Origin of the sequence: Lysinibacillus sp. C5.1 (genome assembly GCF_016350185.1) — a bacterium.
GTDB classification, from domain to species: Bacteria; Bacillota; Bacilli; order Bacillales_A; family Planococcaceae; genus Lysinibacillus; species Lysinibacillus sphaericus.
In genome coordinates, this window is record NZ_CP066226.1 from 1,534,854 (window position 1) to 1,551,227 (window position 16,374).

Annotated in this window: 17 protein-coding genes; 11 read left to right on the forward strand and 6 right to left on the reverse strand. The window is 39.1% G+C overall.

The window, feature by feature from the left end:
• The first annotated feature begins 13 nt into the window (after positions 1-13).
• From I5435_RS07190 to moaD, 4 genes are read left to right on the forward strand one after another with little or no spacing between them, the layout of a single operon-like run.
• Positions 14-1,303 carry a molybdopterin molybdotransferase MoeA gene (locus tag I5435_RS07190; protein ID WP_337983506.1) on the forward strand — a complete coding sequence of 430 codons (1,290 nt, stop codon included), beginning with the start codon at positions 14-16 and terminating at the stop codon, positions 1,301-1,303.
• The gene (gene mobB, locus I5435_RS07195; protein WP_024362392.1) at positions 1,273-1,806 is read left to right on the forward strand and encodes a molybdopterin-guanine dinucleotide biosynthesis protein B; all 534 of its coding nucleotides are present in this window, start codon (positions 1,273-1,275) and stop codon (positions 1,804-1,806) included. The genes I5435_RS07190 and mobB overlap by 31 nt, the downstream gene beginning before the upstream one ends.
• A complete protein-coding gene (locus tag I5435_RS07200; protein WP_258842252.1) occupies positions 1,787-2,266 on the forward strand; it encodes a molybdenum cofactor biosynthesis protein MoaE in 480 nt (159 codons plus the stop codon). Before mobB ends, I5435_RS07200 begins: the two co-directional genes overlap by 20 nt.
• Entirely contained in the window at positions 2,263-2,496 is a 234-nt protein-coding gene (gene moaD / locus I5435_RS07205; protein WP_024362390.1) for a molybdopterin converting factor subunit 1, read from the forward strand. Before I5435_RS07200 ends, moaD begins: the two co-directional genes overlap by 4 nt.
• Positions 2,497-2,813: 317 nt before the next feature.
• Here the strand turns inward: moaD and modB are convergent, their stop codons facing one another.
• The 6 genes from modB to I5435_RS07235 all read right to left on the reverse strand — a co-directional run bounded on the left by modB (position 2,814) and on the right by I5435_RS07235 (position 7,564).
• Positions 2,814-3,470, reverse strand: a complete 657-nt coding sequence (gene modB, locus I5435_RS07210; protein WP_024362389.1) for a molybdate ABC transporter permease subunit — start codon at positions 3,468-3,470, stop codon at positions 2,814-2,816.
• Positions 3,471-4,256, reverse strand: a complete 786-nt coding sequence (modA, locus tag I5435_RS07215) for a molybdate ABC transporter substrate-binding protein (RefSeq protein WP_229389076.1) — start codon at positions 4,254-4,256, stop codon at positions 3,471-3,473.
• 157 nt (positions 4,257-4,413) lie between these two features.
• Complete coding sequence (locus tag I5435_RS07220) at positions 4,414-5,682, reverse strand: PTS ascorbate transporter subunit IIC (RefSeq protein ID WP_024362387.1); 1,269 nt, start codon at positions 5,680-5,682, stop codon at positions 4,414-4,416.
• A 67-nt stretch (positions 5,683-5,749) separates the two neighbouring features.
• On the reverse strand, positions 5,750-6,013 hold the full coding sequence (locus I5435_RS07225; RefSeq protein ID WP_108029685.1) for a PTS sugar transporter subunit IIB: 264 nt from the start codon (positions 6,011-6,013) through the stop codon (positions 5,750-5,752).
• Entirely contained in the window at positions 6,014-6,469 is a 456-nt protein-coding gene (locus I5435_RS07230) for a PTS sugar transporter subunit IIA (protein WP_108029686.1), read from the reverse strand.
• A 198-nt stretch (positions 6,470-6,667) separates the two neighbouring features.
• On the reverse strand, positions 6,668-7,564 hold the full coding sequence (locus I5435_RS07235) for a LysR family transcriptional regulator (RefSeq protein ID WP_024362384.1): 897 nt from the start codon (positions 7,562-7,564) through the stop codon (positions 6,668-6,670).
• 137 nt (positions 7,565-7,701) lie between these two features.
• Here I5435_RS07235 and I5435_RS07240 point away from each other — a divergent pair, with 137 nt between their 5' ends.
• From I5435_RS07240 to I5435_RS07270, 7 genes are all read left to right on the forward strand, one after another.
• Positions 7,702-8,667, forward strand: coding sequence for an ABC transporter ATP-binding protein (locus I5435_RS07240; RefSeq protein ID WP_258842253.1), 966 nt, complete (start codon positions 7,702-7,704; stop codon positions 8,665-8,667).
• Positions 8,664-9,695: an ABC transporter substrate-binding protein gene (locus tag I5435_RS07245; RefSeq protein ID WP_258842254.1), complete on the forward strand. Its 1,032-nt coding sequence runs from the start codon at positions 8,664-8,666 to the stop codon at positions 9,693-9,695. Before I5435_RS07240 ends, I5435_RS07245 begins: the two co-directional genes overlap by 4 nt.
• Before the next feature lie 131 nt (positions 9,696-9,826).
• A complete protein-coding gene (locus I5435_RS07250) occupies positions 9,827-11,488 on the forward strand; it encodes an ABC transporter permease (RefSeq protein ID WP_024362381.1) in 1,662 nt (553 codons plus the stop codon).
• Entirely contained in the window at positions 11,481-12,572 is a 1,092-nt protein-coding gene (locus I5435_RS07255; protein ID WP_258842255.1) for an MBL fold metallo-hydrolase, read from the forward strand. The genes I5435_RS07250 and I5435_RS07255 overlap by 8 nt, the downstream gene beginning before the upstream one ends.
• The gene (locus tag I5435_RS07260) at positions 12,569-13,375 is read left to right on the forward strand and encodes a hypothetical protein (protein WP_258842256.1); all 807 of its coding nucleotides are present in this window, start codon (positions 12,569-12,571) and stop codon (positions 13,373-13,375) included. Before I5435_RS07255 ends, I5435_RS07260 begins: the two co-directional genes overlap by 4 nt.
• Before the next feature lie 684 nt (positions 13,376-14,059).
• Entirely contained in the window at positions 14,060-15,361 is a 1,302-nt protein-coding gene (locus I5435_RS07265; RefSeq protein WP_025219018.1) for a M48 family metallopeptidase, read from the forward strand.
• Between the two features lie 110 nt (positions 15,362-15,471).
• On the forward strand, positions 15,472-16,287 hold the full coding sequence (locus I5435_RS07270; protein ID WP_024362377.1) for a YitT family protein: 816 nt from the start codon (positions 15,472-15,474) through the stop codon (positions 16,285-16,287).
• Positions 16,288-16,374: the final 87 nt, after the last annotated feature.

Sequence of the window (16,374 nt, forward strand, 5' to 3'; positions counted from 1 at the left end):
AGGAGTGTGCTAAATGCTAGAAAAAAGACAACCAATTCCTGTGGCAGAAGCTGTTCATCGTGTAATGGACTATGCCTTTCAAGCAAAAAATGAACTTGTACCATTAACACAAGCCCATGGTCGCTTTATAGCAGAAGCGATTCGAGCCGATCAAGATGTCCCAGCTTTTGATCGTTCACCGTATGATGGCTATGCCATTCGTTCCATTGATAGTCAAGGCGCTTGTTCACAGCAGCCAGTTCGATTTCAGGTCGTTGGGGAAATTGGCGCAGGCTATGTCTATGACAGTGTAGTGGAGAAAGGTCAAGCTGTTCGCATTATGACAGGGGCACCGATACCACAAGGCTGTGATGCGGTGGTTATGCTAGAAATAACCCATACTTTTGAAGAAAATCAACAAAAGTATATGTCGATTAAACGCTCTATTGAAGCGGGGACTAATATTTCCTACAAGGGGGAAGATGTACAGCAGGGTACAATCCTTATTGACAAAGGTCAATATATTAACCCCGGTGTGATGGCTTTACTCGCTACGTTTGGCTACGAGCAAGTACCAGTTTATCGTAAAATGATCATTGGTGTGATAGCCACGGGTAGCGAATTACTAGAGCCAGGTGAATGTTTACAGCCGGGCAAAATTCGAAATAGTAATGCTTATATGATGATGGCACAAATTGAACGTGCAGGCGCAGAAGTCAAATATTTTGGCAAGTTTAGCGATGATTTGGCATTATGTATTAAAATCGTGGAAAAAGCATTGCAGGAAGTAGATATTCTAATTACAACGGGGGGCGTTTCCGTAGGTGATTATGATTATTTACCGGCCATTTATCAGGCGATGGATGCAAAGGTATTATTTAATAAAGTAGCAATGCGTCCAGGCAGTGTAACTACTGTCGCTGCTTGCAATGGTAAATTGTTATTCGGCCTTTCTGGTAATCCTTCAGCCTGCTATGTTGGTTTTGAACTATTTGTACGCCCCATTATACGCACTGCCTATTGTCATCCGCAACCTCATTTACGCAGAGAGCAAGCTATATTAGGGGCGGATTTTACAAAGCCGAATCCCTTTACACGTTTTATGCGCGCGACAGCTTATTACGAAACAGGGCAGCTAGTTGCTATGCCATCTGGTTTTGATAAATCGAGTGCCGTTTCTTCGTTGGCGACAGCTAATGCTTTTATCGTTTTACCAGGTGGTTCACGAGGTTATGAAAGAGGCATGTCCGTAGCAGTCTTATTGTTAGAAGATTTACAAGGAAGTGAGTGGCCTTGGGACAAGTTCGAAAAATCTTACAGATAGTTGGCTATCAAAATAGTGGAAAGACAACATTGATGGAGCAATTAATTAAACAAGCTTCACTGGAAGGGCTACGAGTAGGAACGATTAAGCATCACGGACATGGTGGTGCGCCAATGATCGAAACGTCCAAAGATAGTAGTCGGCATGAGCAGGCAGGTGCGATTGTGACTGCTGTGGAAGGGGAGGGTACTTTACGTATGAGTATTCACCAAAATAGCTGGCGATTAGCTGAAATTCTAGCAATCTATGCTTCCTTTTCGATGGATATCGTGCTGATTGAAGGATATAAACAGGAACATTATCCAAAAGTAGTACTACTCCGAACAGCACAGGACCAAGTGCTATTGCAGCAAGTAACCAATATTATTTGTGTTATTTATTGGCCGAGCTATCCACTGGATCCACCGTTAACAATCCCAGCGTATTCAATTTATGAAGAAAGAAAATATATGGAATTTTTGTTGAAAGAAATGAGGGAAGACCATGACGGTAGCGTTGTTTGAAATTATCGACCAACCGATTGATGTCGAGCAAGTAAGACAAAAAGTACTAAATCGAAATGCTGGTGCCGTTACACTATTTATCGGCACAGTACGTGAAATTACAAATGGTAAAAAAACATTGCATTTAGAATATCAAGCCTATCCCGCGATGGCGATAAAAATGTTTGAACAGATTGCAAAGGAAATACAAGAGCAGTGGCCAGAAGCGATAGTGGCTATTACGCATCGAGTAGGTCGCTTGGATATTTCAGACATAGCTGTTGTTATTGCTGTGTCATCGCCACATCGTAAAGTGGCGTATATGGCAAATGAATATGCGATTGATCGCATTAAACAAATTGTTCCAATATGGAAAAAAGAGCATTGGGAGGACGGGACGGAATGGATTGGTGACCAATTAGAAAATATCCCCTATCCACAAGGAAAACCAGTTATTCGGGAGGAGGAAAGGAAAGCGTGATTAACATCTTATTATTTGCGCACTTACAGGAACAAGTTGGTGAATCACAACTCAAGGTAGAGCTGTCAGATGTCACAGTTGCTCAGTTAAAAGAGTGGCTAGAAAAGCACTATCCGCAGCTATCATTACAACAAATAATGACAGCAGTCAATGAAGAATTTGCAACTGATACGACAATTGTTCAATCGGGTGATACTATCGCCTTTATCCCACCAATTAGCGGGGGATGATGAAAGAGACTATGCGGTAAGTAGCGCTACGAGAGCATCAGCCGTAGTTAACAGCTATCAAAAAAGCTGGGACAAAATAAAAAAATTTATTGAAGGAACAGAGGAAAGCTGTTTATAAATTTTGGTTAGAAGTTAAAACTAGTTGATGAGTGCGATGAGAGGCGACTCCTGTTCAACCGTAAGACGAGGGCATTTAGCGGTCAAGCAGAGGGTGGTGGCTTACTGTACTGAGCGAAAAGAGACCACCCGTAGCAGACATCAATGATAGAGCAAAAAAGTGTTGGATTGACTGCAATCAATCCAACACTTGTTCTCTTTTATACTTTTAGTAAATGGATACTAAGAAGCATTAGAAAGGAAATAGCAATCATGCACAAAACCCATGTCCAAGCTAGCGTCATGTTACCTGAATCAAGTGCCATATAAATCGCTAGCGGTGTTGTTTGTGTTTTTCCTGGAATGTTCCCCGCAAACATCAAGGTCGCCCCAAACTCCCCTAAAGCACGTGTAAAGCTTAAAATTCCACCAGATACAAGTGCCTTTAATGCGAGCGGAATAGATACACAAACAAAGACTTGCCATTCATTCGCCCCATCAACACGTGCTGCATTTTCAATATCTTTATCTACAGAGGCAAAGCCCGTTTTCGCAGATTGATACATTAATGGAAAGGCAACAATTGTAGAAGCGATGACGGCAGCCCACCATGTGAACATGATTGGTTGATCGAAAAGCCACATAATTAGATTTCCTAATACACTATTTTTTCCAAAAATAACGATGAGCAGAAAACCAACTACAGTAGGAGGTAATACTAAGGGTAAAAGCAACACCGTTTCTAACAAGAGTTTGCCTTTAAAATGGCGAGTTGCCATCCATTTACCCATTAAAATACCAACTATAATAGCAGTAATTCCAGCAACAAAGGCAATTTCAATGGAAAGCCTAAGAGGAGACCAAAAATCGGTACCCATTTATTGAGCTCCTTTAAAGCCATACTTTTTGAAAATATTCATTGCCTCATCACTTTGTAAAAATTGATAAAAATCTTTTGCCTCTTGTCCATGCTTACTCGCTTTTAGGACGCCTACAGGATAAATAATCGGTGCATGGGTCGCATCATCGGCAGTCGCAATGACATCGACTTTATCAGAGACGAGGGCATCTGTTTTATAAACGATGCCAGCATCTACATTTTCGCTTTCAGTATAAGTAAGTACTTGACGCACATCTTTTGTATATACCATTTTAGATGCAAGTGATTCCCAAAGCTGCATGCTTTTTAATGTGTCGACGCCATACTGCCCAGCAGGAACCGTTTCGGGTGTGCCAAGCGCAATTTTTCCTGCTTGAAGTAAATCGTCAAAGGAATGGATTTGCTTTTCGTTGTTTTTAGGAACGATTAATACTAACTCATTAGCTAAAAGATCTGTTCCTTGCTGTTGTTCAATCATTTCTTTTTCTACTAGGGCGTCGAATTTATCTTTCGCTGCTGAAAAGAATAAATCCACCGGTGCACCTTGTAAAATTTGTTGTTGCAATGCACCAGAGCCGCCAAAGTTATAGAGGATATTGACCGAATCGTGTTCTTTTTCATACGTTGTTTTAAGTTCTTCTAAGGCATCCTGTAAACTAGCTGCCGCAGAAATTGTTAATTCAACAGGTTCGTTTGCAGTCCCTTCTTTTTCTTGGTTACCACAAGCTACTAATAGACCTACTAGTAGAGCCAGTGTCGCAAATAAACGATAAAAGTTTTTCACTGATTTTACTCCTTTTATAACTCGTTATAACAAGACATAACTAATTATAATCAGTGCCAAGTAAAAAAGATAGTCGTGCCAGTCACCCGAACAATTCTGACAATTTAAAAACTCGTTCTGCATGTTAGAACGAGTTTTTAAATATGAAGTGATGTGCTTACACCGCACCAAATAATTTTAAAATATTAATAATAATAATGCCTACGATGCCAAAGTCAGAATCACCAAATGTTGTTCCTTCGTAGCCGATATCACCCATAAAGATAAGGAGAATCGCTGGAATAAAGCTAATGATTATCCCGTTAGCAAATGCACCTGCCATGGAGCCAATACGACCACCCGTTGCATTACCGAAAACACCTGCCGCAGCACCTGTAAAGAAATGTGGTACTAGGCCAGGAACAATAACTTTAAGCCCGATCAGCGGCAGGGCAAACATGGACAATAAGCCAGCTAAAAAGCTAAAGAGGAAACCGATTATAACGGCATTCGGTGCGAAGGGGAAAATTGTCGGGCAATCTAAAGCAGGTTTAGCGTTTGGTACGAGCTTATCAGCAATCCCTTTAAATGCAGGAATAATTTCTGCAATCAGCATACGAACACCCGCAAGGATAATATAGACCCCCGCTGCAAAGGTAATCGCTTGGATAATCGCGAAAACTATGAAGTTCGATCCCCCGGATAATTGCGCTTCAATATAAGAACGACCTGCGAATAAAGCGACAACAATGAAAAATAAGCTCATTGTTAAGGAAATGGCAACGGATGTATCTCTTAAAAATCCAAGTGATTTAGGCACTGCTATTGCTTCAGTCGACTTGGCTTTGTTGCCAAATAGTTGACCAATTTTAGCAGATACATAGTAGCCAATGCTGCCAAAATGCCCAACTGCAAAGTCATTATTTCCTGTTATTTGACGCACGGTAGGTTGTAAAATGGCAGGGAAAATCACCATACATAAACCTAACAATATAGAACCGAAAATAATGAGAGGAGCGCCACTCATCCCCCCAACAGAGAGGGAAGCTGCGATTAAACACGCCATAAATAATGTATGATGACCAGTTAAAAAAATATATTTTAAAGGCGTAAATCGCGCTAGCAAAAGATTCATTACCATCCCGAATACCATAATCAAGGCTGTGGATGTGCCAAATGTCGTTTGTGCCACAGCAACAATGGCTTCATTATTGGGGATAACCCCTTGTACCTGAAAGGCATGATCGAACATTTTGCTAAAGTGAGTTAAAGAACCAATTAAAACAGCTGCACCGGCACCTAAAATGACAAAGCCCATAATAGTTTTTAACGTCCCTGAAAGAACAGTTGAAGCAGATTTCTTTTGGATTAATAAGCCGACAAGCGCAAATAGGCCGACTAGTATTGCTGGTGTACCTAAAATGTCATTCATCATAACATCTAACATACCAACACCTCATCTTATCCAATTTTAAAAGCAGCGTAAGCGTTACAACTGCACATCATATTGTCCATTACAATAGTGGGGCAAGTTTTCCTTTGATTTCTGGGATACTCATCATATTGACGATTCGCACAACTTTTCGCACACCATTATCTAGTTGGTCGACGATATCTCCTGCACCAATATAAATATCAGCCTTTTCAGAAGTTGCAGATGTTAAATCAGTATGCGTTACCTCTGCTTCTTTGCTGAGTTCTAGCAATGCTTTTTTGATAGTCAGTTCCATCATGAAGCTACTGCCTAAGCCATTTCCACAAACGACTAAAATTTTCATTTATAATTGCTCCTTTGTTGCATATTGTTTGATTTTATCCATGACGCATTTTGCACGCTTACATCCGATAATGTTATCGATTTGGCTAGGTTCTTGTAAGACTTGTGTTAAATCGACTAATGCCTGTAAATGGGTTGTATGATCTGTCGCTGCTAAAATAATGATTACATACACAGGTTTATCGGGTCCGAAATATACAGGTTTTTGTAAAACTAATAAACTCATTGATAATTCGTTTACCCCGTCAGATGGCCGCGCATGTGGAATTGCTACTTTAGGTGTAAGTACAACATAGGGACCGTGTTGTTCGATGGAATCGATCATGGCTTGGATATAGCGCTTTTCTATTTTGTTTTGCTGTAAGAGTGGTGATGCAGCAATGCGTATAGCATCCTGCCAGTTTGCTACTTCGTTTGTGATTTGGATAGTCTCACTCTGAAGCAATTCGGTAAGCAACTTGTCATTCCTCCTTTCGTTAGAGCACAACATGTCTTCTATCCATGTTATTAATGGTTGCTATGTAATTATGTCAGATTACTGAATTTTTTTAGTAAATATGTTGAAAAAGGGAGTAAGTTGAAAGTTATTTTGTGCAGATAGATGAGGGAGAGCTCACAGTTGGTTGATGCTGTGAGACTCATTGCTTGAAGCGGACTATGTTTTGATTTTTTGTGCTAAATCGTAAATCACTTTTTTGACAAATACATCAATTTGATTGTCTAGTCTAGATTGCGGGTAAACTAGTTGGATTTTCCGTTTTAGCGTAATATCATTTAAATCTTTTTTGATTAATAAGCCAGATTGCAGTTCGTCCTCGATAAGGGAAACGGAAAGAAAAGCAATGGTTTTACCAAACGTCAGCATTTTTTTTATCGTACTTACAGAATCGAGTTCAATGGTATTAAATGCTGGTTGGAAAGGGTCCAACCATTTTTCGATAAAATGATTGGTTGAACTAGAGGAAGTATGTAATAATACTTTGTTTTTAAGGACATCGGATTGCGAGATGTCCTTTTTTGCTGCCAGCTCGTGACGAGGGCTTAGAGCTAAAACAAGCGAATCTTCACCAATTGTTTCATAGATTAATGCTTTGTTTTCTTGCTTTGTTTCCATAATTAACCCAAAATCTAGTTCTTGCAGGGCTACCATTTTTTCAATTTCAGGTGCTGTTTTAACCTCTAAGGATATACGGATGTCAGGATATGCAGTGGAAATTTGATTAATAATTTCAGGCATATAAATATGCGCGGGTAGGGCACTTGCACCTAATCGAATGGAGCCAATATTGCCTGCTAATAGATTTTCAATGAAACGATTCATATCGTTTTGTAGTTGGACGATTTGTCTTGCGTAGTGATAGAGCCCCTCTCCAGCTTCTGTTAAACGATAGCCACCCGCATTTGTGCGAAACAAACGTATCCCGTACTCTTCTTCAATCGAGCGAATATGAAAGGACACCGTAGGCGGCGTAATACCTAGCTCTTTAGCGACAGGAGCTAATTTTTTAAAATCGACGAGTAAACAAAATGCCTGTAATTTCAGATGATTCATTTTAGCCTCCTAAAGGAAATTCGAAAAAGTATTGCATTTCCTTAAGTTTATTAGACTTTTTTTAACGACATATTAATAGTAGGTTAATATTTTCTAAATATCTGGAAACTATAGTAGAGATAGACGAGGAGGATACCATGAAAATCTCAATAACGAACTTAGAGAAAAAATATGGACAGGCACAAGCGTTATGGCCCATTAATGTGGAATTAGATAGTAAGTTCATTACAATTTTAGGACAATCGGGCTGTGGGAAAACGACATTATTGAAAATACTAGCTGGTCTTGAAAAGCCAACAAATGGTGAAATTGCATTCGATGACACAATTATTTATTCGTCTAAGCTTCACAAAAATGTTAAACCAAATAAACGCAATATTGCCATGGTCTTTCAAGATTTCGCATTATGGCCTCATATGACCATTTTCCAAAACATCGCATTCGGCTTAAAAGGAATGATGCCAAAAGAAGAAATATCAGAGCGAGTAGCATATGTGATGCGGTTAGTGAAGATGGAAGGATATGAAAAACGTAAGCCGGGACAATTATCGGGAGGCCAACAACAACGAGTTGCATTGGCAAGGGCATTGGCAACGAATCCAAAGTTAATTTTATTTGATGAACCATTATCAGCGTTAGATGCCGTACTTAGAGAAAAAATGCAGGATGAAATTATGCATATTATTCATGAACTGGATTGCCAAGCTATTTTTGTAACACATGATCAAACAGAAGCTATGACGATGTCGGATCAAATAATTGTGATGGAATCAGGTAAAATTGCGCAGGTTGGATCACCTGAGGAAATTTATCATACGCCAGCAACACCTTATGTAGCGGATTTTATAGGGAAGGTCAATTGGTTCGGTAAAGGGAATCGAATTGTACGTCCAGAGGGAGTATCGAGAAAACACTATCCTGGAAGCATTGCGAAACAGGCAATGATTGTGAAAAGTACTTTTGTTGGTGATCGCTATTTAGTACATGCGCAAGTTGAAGGGAAGCAATGGAGCTTTTATGAAGCTGTACCGCTTGAACACGGACAGCAACTGGAAGTTTTTGTGGATACTAAACAAATCTATCAATTGGAGGGTTTACAGTGAAAAAGCGTTTCAAATTATTAGCAACAGCGAGCTTTCTTGTGGCATTAACATTAGCAGGGTGCAACGCTACTAAGTCGACTGACAGTGTGAAGAATGATGCAGCCAGTGCAAAGCCAAATGAAGTGCAAACACTAACCGTCTATTCTGCTGGTCCTGATGGCTTGGCAGCAAATATTCAACAAGCTTTTGAAGAAAAAACGGGCATGAAAGTAGAGATGTTCCAAGGGACAACGGGCAAAATTTTATCGCGTTTAGAAGCAGAGAAAAATAATCCGGTCGCAGATGTCGTTGTGCTAGCTTCTATTGCATCAATGGATGGATTAAAGGAAGCCAACCAATTACAAAGTTACAAAGAAGCTGAAAATGCTAGTAAAATGAACCCCGATTGGTCAGATGCAGAAGGCTATTATTATGGCTATAGCGCATCGGCATTAGGCATTGCCTACAATACGAAAAATACGAAAGACATACCAAGCGAATGGACAGATTTAGCTAAAGCACAGTGGCAAGGTAAAATAAATATTCCTGATCCAAGTTTGTCTGGATCTGCTGTTGATTTTATTTACGGTTATACAGAAGCGGAAAAATCGGCATGGGATACAATCCAAGCATGGAAAAACAATGGACTACAAGTGAATGGAGCCAATAAGGAAGCATTGGATGCTGTTATTACAGGTGATAAAAATGCAACCATTTCAGGTGTTGACTATATGGCGTATAAAGCGAAAGCGAGTGGGGAACCAGTAGAAATTGTTTATCCGAAGAGTGGAACGGTTGTTAGTCCGCGAGCAGTAGGCATTATGAAAGATGCTAAAAATGTGGAAGGTGCGCAGGCCTATGTGAATTTTTTACTTTCAGATGAAGGACAAAAACTAGTGGCAGATGCTTATCTACTACCTGGCAATCATGATATAGCTGTAAAAGATCGCGCAACATTGGATGAAATCCCGCAGTTAAATGTGAGCTGGAAAGGTTCAGAAGCAAAGCAACTTGATATTTTAACGAAGTTCAATGATATTTTTCGTTAAGTTGCAAGCTTCCTTCTAGATGATGCAATCATCCTGCGTGTGTAAAATTCGCTATTGGTCAGTCATCACTTTATAATACTGACTATTGCGAATTTTTCGAAAATAAAGCTCTTTGAAAGGAATAACGCAACATGATAATGGAAAGCAGACGAAGTTTTGGCTTGTTATTGACGATTGTCGCAACGTTTGCGATCGCACCATTAATAGCCATTATGTATTATACATTTGTCCATGATGGTCTAGTTGATGTTTCACAATTTAGTAGCATGTTTGCTAATGAAAGATTATGGCAGACTTTGGGCAACTCATTATTATTAGGTGTATTGGTTATTTTAGGTACGACGATATTAGCATTGCCTATGGCATTCATTCGCACGAAAACAACTTTACAAAAATATGATTGGCTAGATATTGTCCTAACGATTCCTTTTATGACACCCCCTTATATCGGTTCCATGGGATGGATATTATTTATGCAAAATAATGGATTTTTACAGCAACTAGTGCCAGGCACAGCTTGGTTGTCTGATGCCTTTTTTTCTTTATTTGGCATGGTCATGGTTATGAGTCTACATCTATTTCCTTTTCTATACTTAATGCTGAAAAATACGTTGCTTAGAATAAATGGTTCCTTTTTGGATGCTGCACTTATTTTCGGACGTAGCTCTTTGCGCAACTGGCTACAAGTAATACTGCCGTTACTTATTTCTAGTTATGTTCTTGGGGTATTGTTAATTTTCATTAAAACGCTAGCGGAATTCGGGACGCCTGCTACGTTTGGAAGCCGTATCGGTTTTCATGTTTTTACGACAGAAATTCATGCTTATCTTTCAAGGTGGCCAGTAGATATTCGAATGGCTACATCGCTTTCTGTATTTTTGCTTTCCGTATGTCTTATTATCTGGTATTTTCAAAATCTTATCGGACGAAAGTTTACATATAGCGTACTTTCAGGAAAAACGCCCGCTGCACGTGAAATAAAAGATAAATGGTTTATCCAATTGGGATCATGGTTTTATGTAGGTTTTGTATTATTGTTTGCAATCGGTATTCCTTACTTTTCAATAATTGTAACCTCGCTACAAAAAGTAAGGGGAGACGGTTTACGTGCAGGCAATTTCACATTAGCGTCTTATCAGGCTGTCTTTACTAGTGGTAGCGCTGGCTTAACGGCATTTTTAAATAGCGTTGTTTTTTCAATACTTACAGCAGTGATTACAGCGATAATTGGTTTATTTATTGCCCTTTACATTAAAAAGGGAGAAACGAAAAAGCAACAACTATTAGATTTCTTTAGTCTAATGCCGAATATTATTCCTGGTATCGTCTTTGTTGTCGGCTTAATTATGTTTTGGAATGCCCCATGGTTACCAGCAACCATTTACAATACAAAGGCGATGGTTGTTGTGACTTATTGTGTGCTGTTCTTACCCTACGCTGTGCAATATACAAAATCCTCACTATCACAGCTAGATCAATCTATTTTCCAATCAGCTGCGATTTTTGGACGCAATAGTTGGGACGTGTATCGAGCTATCATCATCCCCCTGCTAATGCAAGGAATACTTGCTGGTATGATGATGACATTTATTATTTCAATGCGCGAACTAGTCGCGGGTCTCCTTATTTTGCCTCCTTCAGTTGAGACAGGCGCAACATTTATTTACAGCCAATTTGAACAAGGCAATGTTGGGATAGGAATGGCTGTTGCAGTTATTACAGTCGCGATGACCGTTGTTTTTATGTTCCTATTAAATTGGCTTCAAAGATGGGGAGGACATGTACGTGCTTAATGTAGAGATTTTAGGAGGGGTTGGAGAGTACGGACGAAATTGCTTTTATCTCGAAAAGGACGGACGAGCGATATTACTTGATTGTGGTGTCATGAATAATCGGGAAAAAACGATGCCAACCTTAACTCCCGCTCATGTGGCAAAACTTGATGCTGTGTTTATTTCTCATTCGCATATTGATCATGTCGGCGCGCTTCCTTTACTGGAACAGTGGGGTTACAATGGTCAACTAATTATGAGTGAGATGACAGCAAAACAATTAAAACACGCTTATCCAAACATTCAAACCTTTTCACCAGAATCGATTGGTTATTGGTTACATATTAATCAGCATCTTTCTTTTCAATGGGGTTTTAGTGGGCATCTAATAGGAAGTGTTTGGTACAGCATTCGATTTTTGGGGGAGGTGATATTTTTTTCGGGAGACTATGTTTTAGATTCCTATCTATTAAAGGCGAATCTTCCGTATGAGGATTGTGGGAAGTATAACGTCGCGTTTATCGATAGTGGGCATGTTGAAAAGACCATTAAGAACGAAGAAGTATTGCAACAAATAGTGGAGTTTATTTGTACGAACGCTAGTAGACCGATTATTTTCCCTTCGTCCTTTTCAGGCAAAACGGCTGATATTGCAATTTATCTTTTTGCGCATAGTACAAGAAAAGTGTGTATTGATCATCAGTTGTTCCCATTGTTTGAAGATTACTATGCAGCACCTGAAAATGTGGTACCTACTCCGATATTGCCGTTGTTTAGAAGTGAATGTTTACAAGAGAAGACTGTGGAGGAAAATGCTATTTATTTTGTTCCAGAGCGAGAGGAAGCAACAATATCGCAACTACTCAAAAATAGTCCATCAGCAATTGTTATCTTTACAGGATATTTGAATAAAGCTAGTTATACTCAATCATTAGCACCCCAACAAGTAAAACAGTTTTTTTACAAAACACATCCGGATTATGAGGATATTATTGCCCTGTCCAAGCACATAAATGCTGAGAAAACCATTTATTTTCACAGCCATTTTACAAATGAAGAAACAACACTATTAACTTTAATCGGAAAAGAGGCGGGTATAGGGTGAATCATTTTAAAAGAGTTGCACTGAAATTGGTCGTAATGGCCATGGTACTGGGCACGCTTGGCCTATTGAATACAGTACAAGTGAAAGCAGCAATAGAGCCTAGTCATGAGATTAAATATAATTTGCGAACGGATTTATTTAATGAATCAGCCATTTTAAAACTTTTTGCAGCAACGAAAAAAGATGAAGTAAAGATTTACTATTTCGATACAAATAATAAAAATTTTTTAAATGCAGACTATAACAACCGTTTACGTGTCTATAAAGATAGCACGAAAATCGATATTACGTATAAAAAGAGATTTCTGAATACACCGCTTGACGAAGCACTAGCAATCACCCAAAGCCACGGCTTTACAGGGGATGAATCTAACTATAAGTTTGAAATGGATATTAAGGGGGGAAATCGTACATTTACAATTAGTCGCAAAGAATCGTTAAAAGCAACGACTAAAGTTTCTTTCGATGCAGTGGATGAAAATGCTGCGAAAAAAATGATTTTAGATAATGTTCCAAAGAAAATGTTAAATTGGGATTCGGCAACATGGTATAACAACACGTTATCGCAAGCCATCGTGTATGGGCCTGCCAATGCAACAACCTATAAAGGAAGTTATGCAGGCTATGAGGCTGATATCGAGGTTTGGCATTATCAAGGGGATGTTATGATAGAACTATCTACTAAAGAAGACGACGCCACAAAAGCTGCAGTAATTGAGCAAGTATGGCATGATCAGCTAGCAGCAGTTGGATATCTTAGTGCGGATCAACGTGGAAAAACAGCCTTTGTAATGGAGCAATAAGAATACCCGCGGAGTGGAGAGGTTTACCCGCGGAACAAAGTGAAATACCCGCGAAGTGAGAGGTTTTACCCGCGGAACAAAGTGAAATACTCGCGAAATGAGAGGTTTTACCCGCGGAACAAGGTAAAATACCGGCGAAGTGAGAGTTTACCCGCGGAACAAGGTGAAATACCCGCGAAGTGAGAGTTTACCCGCGGAACAAGGTAAAATACTCGCGAAGTAAGAGGTTTTACCCGCGGAACAAGGTGAAATACCCGCGAAGTGAGAGGTTTTACCCGCGGAACAAGGTGAAATACCCGCGAAGTGAGAGTTTACCCGCGGAACAAGGTAAAATACTCGCGAAGTGAGAGGTTTTACCCGCGGAACAAGGTAAAATACCCGCGAAGTAAGAGGTTTTACCCGCGGAACAAAGACAAATACCCGCGAAGAACGAGGACCTGCAATAATATTGTTAAATACGGATGAAAAAAAATTTCGTGATACGTTCACGGGATTTTTTTGTTAATTTACGGCTTTAAAATAAGTATGGATAAGGAACAGCCTAGTAGGTAATAAATATCGTGTTGACTATGGAGTGAATTGGTCAAAGCGTGAAAATAAAACCTATAAACTTTGTTCTAACTTTTTTAATTTAGCTTACACTTACTATAGGACGAACTTTGTGTGGAGTAAGGGGGAAATAACATAGCGAAAAAAATGGGAGTTGTGGCACTACTAATATTTGGTGCCTACGTTCTGGGCATGTATTGGTATATATTTCATAGTGGTGGTGGCACAATACCGCGAGCGTTTCAAGGCTCCGTTGCGGACCCAGTTATGTTTATGTCTGAAAAAGAACTAAACTTAAGTCTGGAATATTCGAAGATACGAAATTTCTTATTTTTTGTAGTAACACCATTTGAATGGCTTGCTTATATTGTGATTTTGTTAATGGGTGTTTCTCGCTATTTTGAAAAAGTTTCGACGTCCCAAACGAAAAGGAAGCCGTTACAAAATGCTGCCTATTTATTTTTATTATCGTTTTTGTTGTATGTAGTCCTTTTCCCAATTGAATACTATCGTTACTATTTAAGTAAAAGCTATGGCATTAGCACTCAAGCTTTTCCGTCTTGGATGCGTGATGGTGTCATTGATTTTTGGGTTAACTTTGGCATGACTTTTATTATCGTATCCGTTCTTTATTGGCTTATGAAAAAGAGTGCCAAGAGATGGTGGCTATATGCGTGGATATTAACGATTCCCTTTACAATTTTTGTAATGTTTATTCAGCCCGTTGTAATTGATCCGTTATACAATGATTTTTATCCGCTAAAAAACAAGGAGCTAGAAACGAAAATATTAGCAATAGCAGAACAAGCGGATATTCCGGCAGAGCATGTGTATGAAGTGAATATGGCTCAAAAGACCAATGCATTAAATGCTTATGTGACGGGTATTGGTAGTAATTCACGAATTGTGCTGTGGGATACGACGTTAAATCGTTTAACAGATAATGAAATTTTATTTATTATGGCACATGAGATGGGGCATTATGTTGAGAAACATATTTACTTTGGCATTGCGGGTTATTTATTAATGACCTTAGTCGGGCTTTGGATAACAGCGAAAATTATGCGGTGGGTAATAGCCCGTTACGGACATGCATTAAAAATTACAAAAATAAGTGACATCAATTCTTTGCCACTATTTTTACTTATTACATCCTTTTTATTATTTGCTTCGAGCCCCTTATCGAATTTTATATCAAGATATCAAGAAACACGAGCTGATCAATATGCCATATCAATGATGGACGATCGTCAGGCAGCTGTAACGGCATTCCAAAAGCTTACCATATCAGGATTAAGTGAAGTGAATCCACCGCTTCTTGTGAAATGGTTCCGCTATACGCATCCAACCATGCTTGACCGCATTATGAAAGTAGCGGAAACCGAAGAACCAATCAAAGAAAAGCCGATAAAAGAAGAACAGAAAAAAACGAGGTAATGATGGAAGTTTAATAATCCACAATTGCCGAGGTTTTTCAGACGAATAAATTGGGTATTCTAACGATAAGTTGATCAAAATTTGTTCGTTTTAGAATGGTAGGGGAGTTTATGCGCAATATTGTTATTATAACGCTTGCATCCATTTTAATGGCATTTGCTTATAATTTTTTATTAATACCGCATGAGATTTTAAGTGGTGGATTAAGTGGGATTGCCATTATGCTTGGCATCGTAACGCCGTTGAATACAGGTGTGTTAAATCTTTTATTAAACTTGCCCTTGCTTATATTAGGTGTAATGAAGTTAGGGAAACGTTTTATTGCTTATACAATTCTTTCAGTTGCGGTGATGTCTATCGCCTTGTTAATTATTCCGATTTATAAGGCAACACAGGAACCGATTTTAGCTTCCTTATTTGGTGGGGTTATTGTGGGCCTTTGTGTAGGTTTGATTTTTCGCGCATCTGGCTCCTCAGGTGGCTTTGATATTATTGCGATGTTGTTGAGTCGCAAAAGGGATTTTCCACTGGGGGTACTTATTTCAGCTATGAACGGGGTCGTAGTAGCGATTTCAGGTTTTGTTTTTAGTTGGGATGCCGCTTTGCTGACGCTCGTTTCGATATATGCCACTGGAAAAGTTGTTGATACCATCCATACGAGTAATATTAAACTGACGCTAATGATTATTACTAGCAACGGTGAAGATGTGAAACAACAACTGTTAGCTAGGCTGCATCGAGGGATTACGATGATGGATGCGAAAGGTGGCTATTCAGGAGAAGGGCGAAAAGTGCTGATTACCGTCATTACACGTTATCAGCTTGCTGAAGTGAAAAGCCTAATAAAAGAAGCAGATGCAAAAGCGTTTGTGAATATTTTGCAAACAACAGAAGTGATTGGTATGTTTGACCGCGGTTCCAAATGATAGGAAAGTTCAATCATTTGCAAAAAATGTATTTTAAAAACACACGTAATTGATTATAATATAATCGAACGTGTGTTTTTAAATTTT

Bases quoted from the DNA above. Each gene is read 5' to 3' on its own strand.
- I5435_RS07190 (WP_337983506.1), top strand. From the start codon at position 14: ATGCTAGAAAAAAGACAACCAATTCCTGTGGCAGAAGCTGTTCATCGT.
- I5435_RS07200 (WP_258842252.1), top strand. From the start codon at position 1,787: ATGACGGTAGCGTTGTTTGAAATTATCGACCAACCGATTGATGTCGAG.
- modB (WP_024362389.1), bottom strand. From the start codon at position 3,470: ATGGGTACCGATTTTTGGTCTCCTCTTAGGCTTTCCATTGAAATTGCC.
- I5435_RS07220 (WP_024362387.1), bottom strand. From the start codon at position 5,682: ATGTTAGATGTTATGATGAATGACATTTTAGGTACACCAGCAATACTA.
- I5435_RS07225 (WP_108029685.1), bottom strand. From the start codon at position 6,013: ATGAAAATTTTAGTCGTTTGTGGAAATGGCTTAGGCAGTAGCTTCATG.
- I5435_RS07235 (WP_024362384.1), bottom strand. From the start codon at position 7,564: ATGAATCATCTGAAATTACAGGCATTTTGTTTACTCGTCGATTTTAAA.
- I5435_RS07240 (WP_258842253.1), top strand. From the start codon at position 7,702: ATGAAAATCTCAATAACGAACTTAGAGAAAAAATATGGACAGGCACAA.
- I5435_RS07250 (WP_024362381.1), top strand. From the start codon at position 9,827: ATGATAATGGAAAGCAGACGAAGTTTTGGCTTGTTATTGACGATTGTC.
- I5435_RS07270 (WP_024362377.1), top strand. From the start codon at position 15,472: ATGCGCAATATTGTTATTATAACGCTTGCATCCATTTTAATGGCATTT.